Origin of the sequence: Paenibacillus sp. FSL R10-2199, from assembly GCF_038000235.1 — a bacterium.
In the GTDB taxonomy this organism is placed as follows: Bacteria; Bacillota; Bacilli; order Paenibacillales; family Paenibacillaceae; genus Paenibacillus_AQ; species Paenibacillus_AQ phytohabitans.
Window position 1 is genome coordinate 4864499 of sequence record NZ_JBBOBO010000001.1, and the last position, 18401, is coordinate 4882899.

The 18401-nt window shown below is 51.6% G+C and carries 16 protein-coding genes; 12 read left to right on the top strand and 4 right to left on the bottom strand.

Translation table 11 applies throughout. From position 1 onward, the window contains the following. Positions 1–353: 353 nt before the first annotated feature. Positions 354–1574, top strand: a complete 1221-nt coding sequence (locus NYE33_RS21440) for an aminotransferase class I/II-fold pyridoxal phosphate-dependent enzyme (protein ID WP_336101470.1) — start codon at positions 354–356, stop codon at positions 1572–1574. Positions 1575–1586: 12 nt separating this feature from the next. On the opposite strand, the gene NYE33_RS21445 is transcribed toward NYE33_RS21440, so the two are convergent. Next, entirely contained in the window at positions 1587–2915 is a 1329-nt protein-coding gene (locus tag NYE33_RS21445; protein WP_341067422.1) for a PQQ-binding-like beta-propeller repeat protein, read from the bottom strand. Between the two features lie 235 nt (positions 2916–3150). On the opposite strand from NYE33_RS21445, the gene NYE33_RS21450 reads away from it, so the two are divergent. Then, positions 3151–3507, top strand: coding sequence for a hypothetical protein (locus tag NYE33_RS21450; protein ID WP_052770023.1), 357 nt, complete (start codon positions 3151–3153; stop codon positions 3505–3507). Between the two features lie 127 nt (positions 3508–3634). Here NYE33_RS21450 and NYE33_RS21455 read toward each other — a convergent pair whose 3' ends face one another. Both NYE33_RS21455 and NYE33_RS21460 read right to left on the bottom strand, forming a co-directional pair. Continuing rightward, positions 3635–4585 (bottom strand): alpha/beta hydrolase, encoded by a 951-nt coding sequence (locus NYE33_RS21455; RefSeq protein WP_341067424.1) that lies wholly within the window; start codon positions 4583–4585, stop codon positions 3635–3637. Positions 4586–4773: 188 nt separating this feature from the next. Continuing rightward, entirely contained in the window at positions 4774–6090 is a 1317-nt protein-coding gene (locus tag NYE33_RS21460) for an APC family permease (protein WP_340945149.1), read from the bottom strand. A 117-nt stretch (positions 6091–6207) separates the two neighbouring features. Between NYE33_RS21460 and NYE33_RS21465 the strand changes: the two genes are divergently transcribed. Together NYE33_RS21465 and NYE33_RS21470 are read left to right on the top strand one after the other, a co-directional pair. Beyond that, positions 6208–7122, top strand: coding sequence for a LysR family transcriptional regulator (locus NYE33_RS21465; protein ID WP_341067426.1), 915 nt, complete (start codon positions 6208–6210; stop codon positions 7120–7122). Beyond that, a complete protein-coding gene (locus tag NYE33_RS21470; protein ID WP_042137755.1) occupies positions 7119–8051 on the top strand; it encodes a tyrosine-type recombinase/integrase in 933 nt (310 codons plus the stop codon). Before NYE33_RS21465 ends, NYE33_RS21470 begins: the two co-directional genes overlap by 4 nt. A gap of 369 nt (positions 8052–8420) precedes the next feature. Here NYE33_RS21470 and NYE33_RS21475 read toward each other — a convergent pair whose 3' ends face one another. Further along, complete coding sequence (locus NYE33_RS21475) at positions 8421–9344, bottom strand: L-lactate dehydrogenase (protein ID WP_039298976.1); 924 nt, start codon at positions 9342–9344, stop codon at positions 8421–8423. A gap of 267 nt (positions 9345–9611) precedes the next feature. On the opposite strand from NYE33_RS21475, the gene NYE33_RS21480 reads away from it, so the two are divergent. From NYE33_RS21480 to NYE33_RS21515, 8 genes are all read left to right on the top strand, one after another. After that, positions 9612–10997 (top strand): APC family permease, encoded by a 1386-nt coding sequence (locus NYE33_RS21480; RefSeq protein ID WP_341067427.1) that lies wholly within the window; start codon positions 9612–9614, stop codon positions 10995–10997. A gap of 27 nt (positions 10998–11024) precedes the next feature. Beyond that, complete coding sequence (locus NYE33_RS21485; protein WP_042137750.1) at positions 11025–12317, top strand: WD40/YVTN/BNR-like repeat-containing protein; 1293 nt, start codon at positions 11025–11027, stop codon at positions 12315–12317. Positions 12318–12532: 215 nt separating this feature from the next. Continuing rightward, a complete protein-coding gene (locus NYE33_RS21490) occupies positions 12533–12709 on the top strand; it encodes a hypothetical protein (protein ID WP_171715899.1) in 177 nt (58 codons plus the stop codon). A 227-nt stretch (positions 12710–12936) separates the two neighbouring features. Next, entirely contained in the window at positions 12937–13329 is a 393-nt protein-coding gene (locus NYE33_RS21495; RefSeq protein ID WP_042137749.1) for a DUF2500 domain-containing protein, read from the top strand. A gap of 290 nt (positions 13330–13619) precedes the next feature. After that, positions 13620–14042, top strand: coding sequence for a cell wall hydrolase (locus NYE33_RS21500; RefSeq protein ID WP_336101464.1), 423 nt, complete (start codon positions 13620–13622; stop codon positions 14040–14042). 47 nt (positions 14043–14089) lie between these two features. Then, positions 14090–14626: a spore coat protein GerQ gene (gene gerQ / locus NYE33_RS21505; protein ID WP_445669787.1), complete on the top strand. Its 537-nt coding sequence runs from the start codon at positions 14090–14092 to the stop codon at positions 14624–14626. A 313-nt stretch (positions 14627–14939) separates the two neighbouring features. After that, a complete protein-coding gene (locus NYE33_RS21510) occupies positions 14940–16256 on the top strand; it encodes a hemolysin family protein (RefSeq protein ID WP_042137745.1) in 1317 nt (438 codons plus the stop codon). Positions 16257–16460: 204 nt separating this feature from the next. Then, positions 16461–18380: an ATP-binding protein gene (locus NYE33_RS21515; protein WP_341067430.1), complete on the top strand. Its 1920-nt coding sequence runs from the start codon at positions 16461–16463 to the stop codon at positions 18378–18380. The last annotated feature ends 21 nt before the right edge of the window (positions 18381–18401 follow it).

Consider the following 18401-nt stretch of genomic DNA (forward strand, 5'->3'; position numbering starts at 1 on the left):
GATACGTCCCACCTTTGTAATGTATACCCCTATCCTATGCCCAGAGGGAACTTACGGTTCTGCCGGAGCTAAAATCATTTGAAGGGAAAGGGCGTCCGTTGAAAAAGGGGCTAAATTGGCCGAAATATGCCCCGAAAAAACAGCGTATAACATAAATTATACGCTGTTTCAGTTCTGAGGGACTTTTATATGAATTCAGGCACTAGTGATCAGCTCAAATAGAGTCAATTTAATAGAATAATAATATATTAATGCAATATAATCCCATTCGCGAAATTTGCTCAGGCTTTCATGGTTTCTGCACTCTGAACGCATGCTATAATAATTGGAAAACAAATGCTGGAGGTATTGTATTGGCACATAGCAGCCCGAAACATAAATGGAGATCGGACAAGCTGTCTCATCTGGGGTCATCAATTTTTGCTGAGGTGGCCGCTTGGAAGGCGGAAGCACGAAAGTCTGGACTGGAGGTCATTGATCTAGGGATTGGCAGTCCGGACCGGGCTCCTCTGCCTGAAATCCGTCATGCCTTAAGCGAAGCAGTGCTGCGGGAGGACAGTTATTCGTATCCGGCTTCCAAAGGAAGCGATGCGTTCCGCAAGCAGGCGGCCAAATGGATGAAATGGCGTTTCGACGCTGAAGTGGACCCCAATGAAGAAATCGTAGCCCTGATGGGTTCGCAGGACGGACTGGCACATCTCGCACTTGCGGTCTGCAATCCTGGGGATCTGGCGATTGTGCCGGACCCCGGCTATCCGATCTATTCAGGATCACTGGCTATAGCCGGCGTTAGAGCCTGGCCGCTGCCGCTGCTGGAAGAGAATGCGTTCCGGCCCGATCTGGAGAGCATCCCTGATGAGGTATGGCGTGAAGCGGTATTTATATTACTCAGCTTTCCCGGCAACCCGATATCTGTCACGGTAGATCTAGCTTATATGGAGCGGTTAGTGGAGCTTGCTCATAAATGGGATGTGCTGATCATTCATGACCTGGCCTATTCGGAGATGGGCTTCGATGGCTACCGGCCCGTCAGTATCCTTCAGATCCCCGGAGCGCTGGATACGGCCGTTGAATTTCATTCCTTCTCCAAAAGCTTCAATATGGCCGGCTGCCGCATCGGCTTCATGACGGGCAATGCTCAGGCCGTCGGAGCGCTGCGGGAGCTGAAGAGCAATGTGGATTACGGTGTCTTCGATCCCATCCAGGAAGCGGCAGTCGCAGCGCTGGAGCAGGCGATGACTTCCGGACCGGAGCAGGGAGTGGCTGCGCTGTATGAATGCCGCAGGAATGTGTTTGTGGAAGCCTTGGCACATGAAGGCTGGAGTGTGCCATTGCCGGAAGCAACGATGTTTATCTGGGCAAGGCTGCCGGAGACCTATGGGGTGGACGGTGAAGCGGGAAGATCACAGAGCTTCGCCCATGAACTGTTACTGAAGACCGGGGTAGCGGTGATTCCCGGAAGTGCTTTTGGCAGTCAGGGAGAGGGTTTCGTCAGAATAGCGCTGGTTGAGGATGAAGAGCGGCTTCTGGAAGCCGCCCGGAGGATAGGGGAGTTTCTGCGTACGAACGTTTAAACTTCGCGTATGTTACTGATATTCTTGTGGCAGGGCAACGGCTAAGATATGGTGTTCAGTAGGAATCAGCGCGGTTCCATGATCGATGGTTATATTGCCGAAGTATGGATACTTTGAACCGCTGTTGATCATCCCCAGCAGTGCGCCGGTATCGGAATGGTTGATCGAGATATAGCCATTCTTGTAAATGGCGAATACAGCCTTGCCAACGTGCTGCAGGTGCTCCACCTTGTCTGCCGGATGATCGAACGCAACGACATTGCCGTTCGCAATATTGATTCCGCTAATCTGTGTCTCATGCTGGAAGAAGGCCATTCCGTTCGCGGGACCGGCCAGCCAGTTGCCGAAGCTAGCATAGCTTGTGGGGGCCGTATCGGTATCCGCTCCACGCTTAAAGCGCGTAAGAGTATATCCATCCTGGTCGAGATTGCCGTCTGCCGTATAAACATAAGAGTTCTGGATGGAGGTAGCGGCACTCCCCAATCTGGAGATGTCGTCCAGCAGATTATAGTTTTCCCGGCCGGAAATCTTGCCTGTAGCAGGATTCAGCTGTACCAGAGTCAGCTGGTAACCCGGCACGACCGTTGCCGTATTCACCGCCGCAGTTTTTGCTTGCTCACGGAGTAATAGTTGTCCATTCTGATAAGTCACATAACTGTATAACCCCTCAATTCTCCACAGCCGCTTCCCGGTAGCCGGATCAAGGCCGTAGAATTGGGTGCGGATGTTATCGACCGTGCTGGAAACGACAAACACACCTAAATATTCTCCATAAATGGTCCCCGCATACATAGGAATATCCTTATTCTCCCATAGTTTCTTTCCGGAAACCGGGTTATAGGCCGCGACAACGCCGTACTCATTGGCAAAATAGACTTTTCCGTTAATCAGGCGGGCCTGTGCCCCAATCTCTATAGGCCGCTCCGACACCTTAACCTTCCAGATCAGCTTTCCGGTGGCAGCGGACACTTTGACGAGCTGTTCCTGATTGTCGATGAAGAATACGGAGTTATTCGTGACGATTTGCGGATGCGCCCCCTGTTTATAGGACCACTGAACTTTGCCGGAGGCTATATTTTTGGCGTAAAGCGTATTGTTGCTGTCTGAGTAGTAGAGAATTTCGTTCATAATAGGCGGCTTGCTGTCATACATGCCCATGCCATCCGTGGCTACCTGCCACTTCAGCGGCAGCAGCTTGTCTTTGGAGACCGCAATGACTGCATTGTTCGCGGAAGCAGCGTATACAGTACCCGGCAAAAGTTCTGCTGAAGAGAGAGCGGTGACGGATGAGAGCAGGGAAAGGGCGAGTATGCTGGTGAGGATGGATTTCATTGGCGGCATCTGAGTCATCTCCTTGATGTGTCTTGTTCTAAATAGTAAGACGCCGGGAGCAAGGATTGGTTGCTAAAATAAGGAAGACAATATTGTAACCGGAGGTAAAGCCACAACGATAACCATAACCATAACTACAATCATAACAATAACGTAACATAACATACATTATGTTAACTAGGTAATTCGCTGAGCGGTATTTAGGGTAATAAGGAGCAACTACAGTTATCAGGAGGTTGCCTTTATGGGATTCAATTTCGGAGGCTTTGGCGATAAAATACAAGGATTAGTGGATACGTTCAAAGAGGGCGGAGTCGGTGAGCTGCTGCAAAAGCTTCCGCTAGATCAGCTGCCTGTCGATCAATTGCTGGAGAAGCTGCCGCTGGATCAATTGTTGTCGGGTTCTTTTCTGCAAAAGTTCACACCGTTCGAATCATTGACGGAGCTTCTGCAAAGCGGGGGATTCTCTGCCGGATCAGCAGAGGAGCTGAAATCGCTGCCGCAGGATCAGCTGAACGAGCATGTCACGAAAACTACCTCCTTCAGCTCACTGAAGGACATGCTGGTCAAAGCGGCGGAGTTCTATTCCCAGCGGAAGTAGCGCGTTTATCTCCATAATTAGACCAGCGGGAACTAGTCTAATTCAATAAAACAGCGGCAGCTCCGGATGTATATCATCCATGGCTGCCGCTGTTTTCATTATGTGATTTCGTATTTTAACGTAATCTCTATTGCTTGAGCCAGGCCGTTGCCAGCAGCAGGGCCCCTTTTTTGGCATGGGTCTCTGCCAGGGCGTTAAGCATCACGAAGTCGTGGATGATGCCCTGGAACCGCACTGCCGTAACCGGCACTCCTGCTTCGCGGAGTTTGGCGGCGTAGGCTTCGCCCTCATCCCGCAGCACATCTGCTTCGCCGGTGATGATTAAGGCTTCCGGCAGACCGCTCAGCTGCTCCAGGCTGGCCCGCAGCGGGGACGCGGTAATCTGTGCCCGCTCCTCCGGATCAGTGGTATACTGATCCCAGAACCATTTCATGCCGGTGCGCTGCAGGAAATATCCTTCGGCGAACAGGTGATATGATTCTGTATCGAAGGCTGCATCGGTCACCGGATAGAACAGCAGCTGCTTGGAGATTGCCGGACCGCTGCGTTCCTTGGCCATAAGTGTGATGGCCGCAGTCATATTGCCGCCAACGCTGTCTCCGGCAACGCTAAGCTTGGACGTATCCAGCCCGTAAGTGGAGCCTTCTTGGGCAATCCATTCCAGTACAGCGTAGATTTCTTCAATGGCTGTAGGATATTTGGCTTCGGGAGAGAGGCTGTACTCCGGGAAAACGACGGCAGCTTCGGCACCGACGGCCAGCTCGCGGATTAAGCGGTCATGCGTATGGCTGTTGCCGAATACCCAGCCGGCTCCATGAATATAGAGTATGACCGGGAGAGAAGTAGAAGCGGAGCCGATAGGACGGACAATTCGTACCTTCACCTCACCACCAGGGCCGCCGGATACCGTCAGATCCTGGATATCGGCTTCGGGCTTGAATATTTCACTGGATTGGACTGTATTTACCGTTTCGCGGCCTTTCTCAGGCCCAAGGTCGGGCAGAAAGGGAGGCTCGGAGTTGTCATCAGCGAATTTCTGGGCTGCAGGTTCGAGAACAATCTTCTTGTCTTCTGTCATGGTTTACAGTCTCCTTCTTAGATCTGATTTAGGTCAGGCTCTCCTTCATCCATAACCATCTGACACTTTTCTGAAACGTAAAGCGAACGGAGGCTCTGGTCAAGGGCTGGAAACTCCGCCGCTTATATATAGATAAACAGGCTGCATCCTCAAATAAGGAGGAGTGCAGCCTGTTCTTATAAGCGCCCTTATAATGCGCGCCGGGAAATCTTTTCAGCATCACTGGCTACAGGAATATTTCCTGCACGTTTACGTCCCTGTCTTAAATAATCCACCAGAACAAACAACAGTGTAATCAGCAGTGGATACATGATCGCCCAGCCTGTAAACGGAAACACGGCTACCGTAGCGGCAAAAGAAATCCAGCTGATCGTTACGCCTGCCCGGCTGCCACGCAAGAGGCGGATTCCTGCAGCACAACCGCCAATATAGGTGAGGATGAAGGTGGCATTGGGAAATTTAATCAGTGTCGTAATCGAGAGCAGGCCGCTGCCGTAGAGCGATAATACTGCTGTGAAGCAGAGGGTCAGGAAGCCGATCGCTCCCACAGGTGTCTGATAGCGGTCTGATAAGCGGCCCATCCATTTCGGGGCATAGCTCTGCCGTGACAAGGCATAAGCTACGCGTGATGCAGCGCTTGAATAGGCGATGATCGTCGCCGTACAGATGAAAAGTCCGGTGAGTCCGGCAATGAATCCGCCCCAGGCTCCAAGCGGCTGGCTGATGATCCAGACCAGTGAAGAGTCGGCACCTCCGCGCAGATAGCTCTGCGTACCGACTGTAGCGAGTGCCGAGAGGAAATAGAGGACTCCGACAATGACCGCAGCGATGGTGACACCCTTGACCGCAGCGCGCTGCGGGTCCTTGAATTCTTCAGACAGATGTGAAACGGCCTCCCAGCCGATGAAGCACCAGAAGAGAATCGCTGCCGCCTGCCCAACGCTCATCCAGCCATGCGGAACAAATGGGGTGAAGTGAATACTCTCCATTCTTGGCAGAGCCGCAGCAAAAGAGAAGACCAGTACGGCAACAATCGCGATAACCACGGCGATCTGCACTTTACCGGCAACCTTCATGCCGATCCAGTTGACAATCAGGCCAATGGCCAGCATTCCTGCAGCGATGGCAATTCTGGCCGGATCGCCCCAGCCCATGGCGGCTGTCATATAACCCGCTCCGGTGAGTGCAGCGACAGGACCGCCAATCGGCACGGACATGAGGAAGAACCAGCCGACCAGTGCGCCGGCCTTCGGGCCGAAGGCCAGGGTGACGAAATGGGATACCCCGCCGGCATTAGGGAACTTGGCCGAGAGCAGACCCATGGACAGCGCAAGCGGGAGAATCAGCAGGGTCATGAATCCCCAGGCCAGTAGCGAAGCGGGTCCAGCCATCTCCGCTGCCAGTCCGGGTACGATTAACACACCTGAGCCGAGGACGGCTCCTATGTACAGGGCAATAGCCTGCGGCATCCCGATATTCCGTTGTAATGATTTATTTTCCTTCATATAAATAGTCCCGCTTTCCTTGTATTTAAATATAGAGTATCAGATAATAGATCCATTGGAAAAACGGAATTATCGAATGGAATCCATTCGAATAACCGATAGGTTGAAGGAGGTACTATGGAGTCTAAGCATCTGTTCACCTTTCTCGTTGTAGTTGAGACCGGCAGCTTTACCCGCGCAGCCCAGAAGCTTGATTACGCCCAGTCCAGCATTACCGCACAGATTCAGGCGCTGGAGGCAGAACTGGAGCAGCCCCTGTTTGACCGGATCAGCAAAAAGATCATTCTCACCGATGCCGGCCGCCGCCTCCTGCCGTATGCCCAGGAAATCTCCAAGATGCACACGATGGCCGAGAACGCCCTGCGGTCGGAGACGGAAATATCCGGTTCGCTGCGGATTGGTGCACCTGAATCTTTGGCGGCCTTCCGCCTCCCGGGGATTATCAAGGAATTCCGTAGCCGGCATCCGCAGGTACAGATTACGCTGAAGCCGGGAGCCTGCTGGGAGCTGACGGAATTCGTCCGCTCAGGTGAGCTTGATCTAGCCTTTCTTCTCCAACCGGAGACGGAGTATAAGGAGATGTACTGTGACACGCTGATCCATGAAGCGATGACGCTGGTCGCTCCACTGGATCACCCGCTGCTGGAACTGGCAGAGGTTGAGCCGCTTGATCTAAAAAATGTAACAATTCTGCATACGGAAACAGGCTGTACCTACCGCACCTTATTTGAGCGGCATCTGAACAGCCATGGGGTATTCCCCGATCCGAATCTGGAGTTCTGGAGCATTGAAGCGATTAAGCAATGCGTAATGGCAGGACTCGGTATCTCATTCCTGCCGATGATTACGGTCCGCAGGGAATTGGCGGAAGGCAAGCTGGGCCGGCTGAACTGGAATGATGAATCCCAGCGGGTGGCGACCCAAATTGCCTATCACAGCAAAAAGTGGAAATCCCCGGCGTTAAGTGAGTTTCTTGAAACGGTACAGAAGCATGCTGTAATGTGGAGGGAAGAGGAGGAGCACAGGGCATGAATGAGCCGGAGCTTGAATATGAAGAAGAGCTGGATGCCTTTCTGATCTGGATGAAGGACGCCGGCTACACAGCATATACCCAGAAATCCTATCTTGCTGATGCACGGGAATTTCTGGGCAGTCTGAACGGGCGGGAGCTGGGTACTGTCAAAAAACTGCAGGTTGTCTCCTATCTGACTTCTGTGCGGGAACGCGGGGTAAGTGATGCGACACGTAACCGCAAGCATGCCTCAATAAGCTGCCTCTTCAAGGCACTGACGGAGCTGGAGCTGCTGAATATCAACCCGGCCGCCGGAATCAAGAAGTCCAAGACTGAAAAAAACCGTGAGCCGGTCTATCTGGATGAACAAGACCTGCAGCGGTTTCTGTCAGCGGTAGACGGCAAATACAGAAGCCGCAATCTGGCTGTTTTTTTGCTGATGTCGTATATGGGTCTGCGGGTAGGAGAAGTACATACGCTGAATCAGAGTGATTATAATGTAGAGAGACGTTCACTGCGTGTCTTCGGCAAAGGACGCAAATGGCGCAATGTCCCGGTTCCTGAGGATATTGCCCCGTATCTTGACGAGGCGCTGAAGGACCGTCTTAATCCTTGGCACAGCAAGGAGGAGGCGATGTTCATCTCGCAAAAAGGCCGCCGGCTCTCCATCCGCGGCATCCAAGGGATTGCTGCAGATACATTCAGCCGCTTCCAGAGTGAAGTGCCTTTGTCCCAGCGCCGGCCGTACTCCAGCCACAAGCTGCGGCACTCCTTTGCCACCATGCTGCTGCGTAAGGGAGCGGATCTGCGCACGGTGCAGGAGCTGCTTGGCCATTCCTCGATCCAGACGACCACTGTATACACACATATTACGAGCCGTGAGAAGGAAGAAGCTATGTCCAGACTGCAGATCGGCATGCCGTATAAGACAGGCAGCGGTGACTCGTGAACCTGGGGCTAACAGCGTCAATACACACTATGAACTTTTGTTCAAAACATAACGCATAAATCACACGGAATGTGCATTTTTATAATGACAACACCGCCGTGAATTGCTACCATGAGAAGGGGTTATTATTCAGGGTAGAAGGCGGAGAGGGACAAGCCTCGAAGTCGTAGACACAACGATTAGACCATGGATAAAAGAAATCTATAAGCTGGACAGCAATTCTGACTTTAATTGGTTAACGCGTCTGTGCACGTCTGATGGTAAGGCGGGCTGGAGAAGAAGCAGAGTCTGAATCTTGAATCTCTTCCTATAAGTAAAATAGCCGCCAATCCTCAGAGGATTGGCGGCAGGCTTGTCCACGCACGGAGATTACAGCTCCAGCTTGGCAATCTCACTTTTGAGCTTGTCGGCGGATTGCTGGAACAGAAGCTGTTCTTCGTCACTGAGCGGAAGATCAAGTACTTCACGCACGCCGGAACGGTCTACGACACATGGAGCGCCAAGGAACACGTCTGATACGCCGTTGTAGTTGTTCAGCAGTGTGGAGACATTCAGGACGGAGCCTTCATTGTTCAGGATGGACGCAACAATCCGGTCCAGTGCCAATGCGATGGCATAGGAGGTAGAGCCCTTGGCATCTATGATCTCGTAGGCGGCATTCTTGGTGTCCTCAAAGATCTCATCACGTTCCGCTTCATCGAAGCCCAGGTCAATTCCCGCGACATTGGCGAGACTCCAGACCGGCAGCTCGGAATCGCCATGTTCACCGATGATTTGTCCATGAATACTGCGCGGATCGATTTCCTTATGAAGCCCAATCAGGTAACGGAAGCGGGCGCTGTCCAGTACAGTACCGGAACCGATAACCCGTCTGCGGTCGAAGCCGCTGATCTTCAAGGTGGCATAGGACAGAATATCGACCGGATTTGTGGCAATCAGCAGGATAGCGTGATGATTGTATTTCGTGATTTTTTGGATGATATCTTTGAAGATCGAGATGTTCTTGCGCAGCAGGTCGATCCGGGTTTCACCAGGCTTCTGGGAGGCTCCGGCAGTGACGATGATGATGTCGGCTTCCTTGCAGTCCTCATAGGTGCCGGCCCACAGCTTCACACCGCCGACAAATGGCATGCCGTGGTTCATATCCAGCGCTTCACCAAGCGCCTTCTGATGGTTCACATCGATGAGTACTAGTTCGGGCATGCGCTTACGCAGCAGCAGCGTATAGGCTGTCGTGGTTCCGACTGCACCGGTGCCGATCACTACGACACGATTGGGCTTAAATGGGGCCATTGTTAGATCTCCTCCAGCTTTCGAATTTTGAAATATAAGGGTTTATAAGTTAAACGCCATCATTCATCCTTATATTTCTCGCTGAAACGGTACCGTCCTATATAAGGAAGGCAGAGCCGTTTCCACTTGCGGTCCAATCTTATCCATCATAATCTCTAGGGATAGTGTTTTCAAGCTGTCCGCTTTTAATCCATTACCCCAAAACGGGCATGCTAACAATGTATTTCTTATTATCCACTCAACCACTTGACAGGAGCGAATTTCAGAATGGATTTATTCCGCAAAAAACCGCTGGCTATTCCCCAGAATACCGGAGCGGAGAAACTTAGCAAGACACTGGGTGCAATGGATCTGACCATGCTCGGTGTAGGGGCCATTATCGGCACCGGAATTTTTGTAATGACGGGAGTGGCTGCTGCGGAGCATGCCGGACCGGGACTTGTGCTGTCCTTCATCATCGCCGGCTTTGCCTGTGTGTTATCCGCACTGTGTTACTCCGAATTTGCTTCCACACTGCCGGTATCCGGCAGCGCTTATGCATACAGCTATGTCGCCTTCGGGGAACTGCTGGCCTGGATTCTCGGATGGGATCTGGTGCTTGAATACGGCGTAGCCGCAGCGGCGGTAAGCAGCGGGTGGTCCGGTTATTTCCAGGGACTTCTGGAAGGCTTCGGCATTCATTTGCCCACCGCTTTGTCAGGGGCGTATAATGCAGATAAAGGAACCATTATTAATTTACCCGCAGTTGTCATTATTCTGCTGATCTCTTACCTGCTGACACGCGGGGTCAAGGAGACCGCCCGTTTCAATGCAGTGATGGTTGTGATCAAAATCTCGGTGGTGCTGCTGTTTATCGTCACCGGTATATTCTATGTGAAGCCTGAGAACTGGACGCCATTCCTGCCGTTTGGTTTCCATGGTGTGGTGAATGGTGCGGCAACCGTATTTTTTGCCTATATCGGATTTGATGCCATCTCGACTGCTGCCGAAGAAGTGAAGCGTCCGCAGCGCGATCTGCCGATCGGTATTATCTCGTCGCTTGCGATCTGTACCGTACTCTATATCGCCGTATCCTTGGTACTTACGGGGATCGTGCCTTATCAGAACCTCAATGTAAGTGATCCGGTATCGTTCGCCCTGCGGTTCGTTGACCAGAATATGATCGCCGGTCTGATCTCTGTAGGTGCCATTGCCGGGATGACTACCGTGCTGCTGGTAATGCTGTTCGGACAAACCCGTCTGCTGTTTGCCATTTCCCGAGACGGATTGCTGCCGCAGAGCTTGTCCAAGGTCAGCCCCAAAACACATACGCCAGTGCGCAGCACATGGATGGTCGGCGGACTGATTGCCGTTCTTACCGGCTTCGTCCCGCTTGACCGGCTGGCCAATCTGACCAGTATCGGGACCTTATTCGCCTTCCTGGTGGTTTCGCTGGGTGTTATTGTGCTCCGCCGTACGAAAACAGATCTCAGAAGAGGCTTCAAGGTTCCTTGGGTTCCGTTCATTCCGCTCCTTAGTGCGGCAACCTGCGGTTATCTAATGTATAATCTGGGAAGAGAAACTTGGATGGGCTTCCTGATCTGGCTTGCGGTAGGACTGCTAATCTATGGTCTGTACGGATACAAACGCAGTAATTTAAATACGAAGAAATAACGATTAACGGGAAGAGGAGAGAGAGCATTGTCATCCACAGCTTCAGGTTACAAGGTTCTGAGAAGGGTACTGCTGCTTCTCCTGACCTTACTTATTCTCTCGGCTTGTTCTTCTGCTCCTGCTCCCGAGCCTTCCCAGCCCCCGCAGCCGACGGAAGCGCCGGAAGAAGGGCAGATGATTACGGTCATCACACCGGATGCCAAGAACGTCGATAATGAGAATGCCCCGAAATATCAGATTCAGACCCGGCTGACAGACTTCAGGCTGCTTAACCCGTCAGCGGGAATAGCCTGGGGTGTCACCAAAAATGAGCTGCGCATGTATATGACCCTTGATAACGGCAAAACCTGGGCCAATATCTCGCCGGCTACGACTGTGCAGTTTCTGAGCAACCCGGTGTATGGCAAAGAGATTTTCTTCACCGATCCCAGCAACGGCTGGATTATACGAAGCTCTTTCGGCACGACCGAGACCGTGGTGCTGCGCACAACAGATGGGGGACACACCTGGAAAGTTTCTGCTTTTCCTGACACCAACACCTTGTCTTCGTTCTACTTCAGTTCACCGTCCCATGGCTGGCTGATGACTTCATGGGATGCCAGCTCCACCAAAGAGAGCAAAGCCTTGTATGCTACGCAGGACGGCGGGGCAACCTGGGCCCTGGTCATGCAGAATGAGCAGTATAATCCGAATCTGCCTAACAATACAATTCCGCTGCCGGGCGTTACGACCGGAATGATATTTAAGGACGGGAGCCGCGGATTCGTAACGCTTCAGACCGGGGCACTGCCTAAGATCTATGTCACCAAAGACGGCGGGGCAACCTGGGCGGCAGGCTCTGAATTTCTGGTCAACGAGAGCTTTGGAGGCTGTGACCGGGTCATTGCCGGTGAACCTGAATTCTTCGGTACGGATCATACAAGCGGATGGCTGTCTGTAGGTTGTCAAAAAGAAAAAGAGGCCAGCATGACCTACAACGGCTATTTCACTGCAAACGGGGGAGAAAACTGGAAGTTTATCAGCTTCAGCCGGCCGGCGTTGACGGGAATTAACCGGCATGTGGCACCTGAATTCCTCAGCTCGCAGGCGGGCTGGTCTTTAGAGGGGAACCTGTTGTACAAGACGATGAATCAGGGACAGACCTGGACGGCACTTCCGGCCAGCAGTGTACTGCAGTCCAAGCTGCTGGAATACCCGGAAGTAGTGAAGCTGCAATTCATCTCGGATGATGTAGGCTGGCTGCTGATCCAGAAGGAAGAGGACCGCAGATCTATCCTGCTGCAGACTACGAATGGCGGAGTGAGCTGGCGGGTTATGTAAAGGTAATTAAGAGGTTGTCCGCATTGGCGGGTAGCCTTTTCTTTTTGATAATACGGCCGCAAAGCCCTCTTAATATAAGGAAAAAACTTATTTAAAATTTTCTTTAAAAATGTGAAAAAAATCACATGACAAACTTTCACTCCTGTGATATATTTAACACATAGAGAACAAGTTCATTTTTTCACAAACTTTCATCCCGAATAGGAGAGATTATTATGAAAACATTTGAAACGGATTATATGACAAGAAACCTGCTGCAATTGTGCTACAACTGTGACGATGCTCACCTGTGTGAAACGGAAGAACAATGCAGAGCTTGCTGGGCGGACAACGGTATGCTGCCGGAAGAAACAAGCGAAACCAGACAATTGCTAGATCTCGTACATGCTTAATGTGATCGCCTCTCTTGGTATAATGAAGACCATTTAGGTTCCCGGATATAGGGGGATTTAGGTGGTCTTTTTGGCGTGCTGTCATCACCCCAAGTGAAGATTCTCTCGGAGCAGATGGGGGTGTTACACATTTGTTATGCTGTCTTCAAGGGAAGAGGCATATACATGTAGAGAAGACCTGCCAAGGGCAGGGAATCTAACCAGATGGGAACAAGGGGGAAGAGACCATGGGAACGGGACCGGATCCATCCTGGATGTTTGATTTTACAGGAACGGTATTGCCGATATTCCTCGCTGTAGTCGTGGGGATTATCGCTGTGTCTGCAGGCAGAGGACTGCTTCAGTGGAGCCGGAACAATAATGCCCCCCTGCAGTCCATACCCGCCCGCATTGTCAGCAAGCGCAGCGAAGTCCGCCAGCAGCAGGCACAGGATGAGAGCAGCCGCACCAGCACAACCTACTACCTGACGTATGAAGCGGAGGATGGTGTCCGCAGAGAGTTCAAGGTGGACGGCCATGAATATGGTATGAGTGCTGAAGGGGACAGGGGAGTGCTGACATATCAGGGTACAAGATATCATGGCTTTCAGCGGCGCCCGCATTACTCCACAGCGGAATAGTGAACAGGCTTGTTCATGGATAGTGTGATGTTTATTTGAAAAGTGTTCAGCAGCCCCCCTTGTAACCGTCAGCGGTGGAAGGGGGGGATTTGGGTTGTGCTTGCTTCGGCTCAAAAGCAGGTATTTCATGGTATACAAGGTATTGCTGCAGACCGCAAGAAATTGGGCGGGGACTGTCACCACTTAGGCGAATGCACATACAATACAGCGAGCAGTAAAGAACAACGGATGCTTGGCGTTACAGCTTTGTTCCATAACTGTCAATGAAGTGATTACAAGGAGGAGAACGCGTGGCCGTCATCAAAACGAATTCGGAGGATGTAAGGGTGCTTGCGCGGCTGATGCGGGCCGAGGCCGAAGAGGATGGGGAGTCAGGCATGCTGATGGTCGGTAATGTCGGGGTCAACCGGATTCTCGGCAACTGTCTGGACTTCAACAACATCCGCAGTGTGAATGATATGGTGTACCAGAGCCCGGGCGGCTTTGAAGCCCCGCAGAAGGGGTACTTCTATCAGCGTGCACGGGAGGCCGACATCCGTTTGGCAAAACGCGCTATCGCCGGGGAAAGAACCTGGCCAGCATCAAATGCGCTGTGGTTCTTCCGGCCTGTCGGGGCCTGTCCGGCCAACTGGTACAACCAGCAGAACACCGGCCGCTACAAGGCACACTGCTTCTTCACTCCGACCCAGGCGGATTGCCCGTCATTATTCTAGGTACGCTTAAGTGAATGCTAATTCAAATTTTAGGAGGTTATTCGTAAATGATCGTTCAACCCTACCGTCCCGTTAATTATATGATGGGCAGCAACCCAGCAGGTGGCATGAGCAACATGAACAATATGAACAACATGAACAATATGAACGGCATGGGCCCGATGAATACTATGGGTGCCATGAGCAACAAGGGGAACATTGGAAACATGGGCACCATGGGTACTATGAGCAGCATGCCGCCGCAGGTCACCAGCGGCAGCCCCATGACGCCAGCCGGAACCGTGGTCTCAACAACTGCACCGGTGTTCGAACAGTCTTATGTGGAGAACATCTTCCGCCTCAACCTTGGCAAGATCGGCACCTTCTACTTCACCTATGAGAACAACAAAGACTGGAACGCCAAGGTCTATACCGGCGTGCTTGAAGCTGCGGGCCGCGACCATCTGATTATCAGCGACCGGGCGACCGGACAGCGGGTTGTGCTGCTGATGGTAAATTTCGATTATGCCACCTTTGAAGAGCCGCTTGTCTATCAATATCCGGGAGTTATCGGAAATCCGGCGGTTGTACGGAGCTGCCGATAAGCTTTCTGGCCATTTATCCATAGAATAACGCAAAAACGGCTGTCCACCTTTGTTTAAAGGCGGTCAGCCGTTTCTTTTGCTACCGTACGCACATATGCTGTTTTTTTCGAGGGGACACGCATGCTTGCTGTTTCACCTAATATATTTATATAATAAAAGTATTATTTATAATCCGTGATTTATGTACTGGAGATGAAGGCATTGGGAAATTGATACGGAAAGGAACAGCTGGCATGATCCAGTCTGACATTTTGAACAAACGAAGGAGGTGGGCCTATCCGCCCGCACAGGAAACGGCGGATAGGAGTATAAATTGAGCGACCCTTTACCCGGTATATTAAATGTAGGTCTTATTATTTTGATTGTGCTGCTTAACGGTTTTTTTGTTTCGGTTGAGTATGCGATGGTGAAGGTGCGCAGCGGGCGCATCGATTCACTGATTGAGGAAGGCAGCAAGAGAGCCCCTGCAGCAAGACAGATCGTTCATAATCTGGATGGTTATCTGTCGGCCTGTCAGCTTGGCATAACACTTGCCTCGCTTGCGCTAGGCTGGCTCGGAGAACCGGCGATTGCTACGATTGTGGGACCGGTTATTACGAACCTCGGCTTCGGAGAAACAACTGTTTTTGTGGTTTCGCTTATCATAGCCTTTATGTTCATCACTGTTCTGCATATTGTACTGGGCGAGCTTGCCCCGAAGACCATTGCAGTGAATAAAGCCGAGGCTGTACTTCTGCTTGCTGCAGGTCCGATGAATGTCTTTTACCGGATCATGTATCCCTTCATCTGGGTGGTTAACGGCCTGGCTCGCGGGCTGCTGCGTATCTTCCGTCTGACGCCGGCATCGGAGCTGGCTACAGCACATACAGAGGAAGAAATACGCATTCTGATGCAGGAGAGCAACAAAAGCGGATTGATCGACAACACGGAAATGACCCTGGTGGATAATATCTTCGAATTTGCCGACACGATGGCCAGGGAGATTATGATTCCGCGCACGGAAATGATCTGTCTCAACACACATCTGGAGACGGACGAGAATCTTGAAATTGCCTTTGACGGAATGAGAACCCGTTATCCGGTCTGCGACGGAGACAAGGACCATATTCTCGGCTTCATTCATATCAAGGATATGATCCGTGATAATGCGCCCAAGTATAACGAATTGATCCGTCCGATATTGACTGTACCGGAATCGATTCAGATTAGCAGCCTCCTCAAGGTCATGCAGCGTGCCAAGACCCAAATCGCTATCCTGATTGATGAGTATGGCGGTACCTCGGGAATGGTTACTCTGGAGGATATTATGGAAGAGATTGTCGGAGAGATTCAGGATGAGTTCGACGAGGAACGTCCCGGCATCGAGAAGCTGGGGGAGGATGAGTTCTCTATCGACGGCCTGATGCTGATCGAGGAGATCAATGATACGCTCGGAATCCACATGGAGACGGATGATTACGATACGATAGGCGGCTGGCTGTATTCCAAGCTGGAGGTCAATCCTCCGCAAAAAGGCCAGACGGTGGAGTTCGACAATCATTTATTTGTGGTTGAAGAGACGGACAATAAGCGGATTTCCCGGATTAAGCTGCTGAAGGTGCAGTTTCTGACGGAGGAAGCCGGAGCTTAATTACGAGATGACAAGAGCATGGCGCTATTACAGCGCTGTGCTTTTTTTAGTATTCAGGGGCTCTCGTTTTGTCAGCGTTTCCCTTAAGCAAAAACTGTCTGTCCCATTAGGCACAATCTACGATTCGACTGGTTTCACCCAGGGTAAGGTTAGTGTAAATAGGTGAAATGCAATATCTTAAAGTTCATGAAAGGAGAGAGGCCTATGGAGCATCATCCGAATCATTACAATGATCTGCTTGTCCTCTTATCTGTTGCTATAGCATTTCTATCGTGCTTCACAGCCCTGGATCTGGCGGAACGGCTGCTCCGTGGCCGCAAGGGGAATCTCTATATTCTGCTTATCTCTGTAGTGCTGGGCACAGGGATGTGGAGTATGCATTTTATCGGAATGCGGGCGATGGATTTGGGAGTTCCGGTATCGTATGATCTGCTGCTGCTTGTGTTCTCGCTGATCATTCCTGTGGCCGCTTCTTATATGCTGTTTGCAATGCTTGGCAACCCCCATACCCGCAGCCGTGTCTATCTGGGTCTTGGCGGCATGCTGTTCAGCAGCGGAATACTGATCATGCATTTCAGCGGTATTCTGGCGATGAAGCTCTCGGCAACGTATGAACAAGGGTTCTTCTCCATTATCCTGTCTATCCTATTCGCCCTGGTTGTCCCTGTAATTACTGCATCCTACGACCCGAAATGGCTGGGGAATGCCTACAATATGCTTAGTGTCAAAAAATTGCTGCTCGTGTTAACCCTAACCGGAGCGTTCACAGGAATACATTATTCTGCAATGGCCGGCGCATCCTTCACAGTAGTAGACTCCTTCTTGTATACAGGGCGCGCTCCGCTCTTGGATGATTCACTGCTGGGCATTATTCTGGGCGGTTCCTTCTTGTTCATTGTGACAATTGTGCTTGGCCTGCTCTATAGGGACCGGCAGCATGTGCTCCGCTTTGCAGCATTTAATGAGCAGCGTTATATGGCCTTGTTCGAGCATAGCCCGGATATGGTGCTGTGTATTGATCCGGCCCTTAAGAAGATCATCAGTGCTAATCCTTCCCTGCGGTATACCACCGGATATGGAAGAGAAGAACTGGGGGAATTCAAGAACATCCTGTACAGTGCCCGGGATGAAGCCGCGGTCAAGGAAGCTGTGCGCAATGCCTCCCAAGGGAAGTCCTCCAAGCTGGAGCTGAAGGTTATCACCAGGGACGGCCAGCAGATGATCTGCAGCGTAACGGTGTTTCCATTGCTTCATAATAAGGAACAGCTGGTCTATCTCGTTGCCGAGGATGTCACTGCCCTGATGCAGTACCAGCATGAACTGATTCAGGCCCGGGATGCGGCAGAGAGTGCTGCCAGGATGAAAAGCGAGTTTCTGGCGACGATGAGCCATGAAATCCGTACACCGCTGAACGGAATTATCGGCATCAATCAGCTGCTGGCCGAAGAGATCAGCAAGCCCGAGCATCTGGAGCTGCTGAAGCTGCAGAGTACCAGCAGCCAGGCGCTGCTCCATGTAATGAGTGATGTTCTCGATATCTCCCGCCTGGAAGCAGATGGTCTCGTGTTGAACCAGGAGCCGTTTCAGCTGACTGTGCTGCTGCAGGAGTGTATGGATCTGTTTGAAGTAATTACCAGAGATAAGCAATTGTCGTTTGTGCTGGCGGTAGAAGAGGGTCTTCCCGGCAAGTTCGTGGGAGACATTGCGCGGATCCGTCAGATCCTGGTTAATTTAATCGGCAATGCGGTGAAATTCACTCCTTCGGGAGCGGTTACAGTTACTGTTGAGTCCGCCGGCATGAAGGGAGCTTCTCAGACGCTGCAATTCAAAGTGCATGATACAGGCATCGGCATTCCGCCGGATAAGCTGCAGCTGCTGTTCCAATCCTTTTCCCAGGTGGATGCTTCCCACACGCGTAAATATCCGGGTACCGGTCTGGGATTGGCCATTTGCAAGAAGCTGGTGGAGCTTATGCAGGGAGAAATATGGGCGGAACCGGCGCCGGGCGGCGGGACCCAGTTCTTTTTCAGAATTGTACTGCAGTCGCTGGATTCATCGCCGGAGCTGATTTACAACCAAGAAAATGAAGACAGCGGAGTGCCTGCGGCAACAAAAGCTGTATAATGTAGGGTTTGCCAAGGAGAG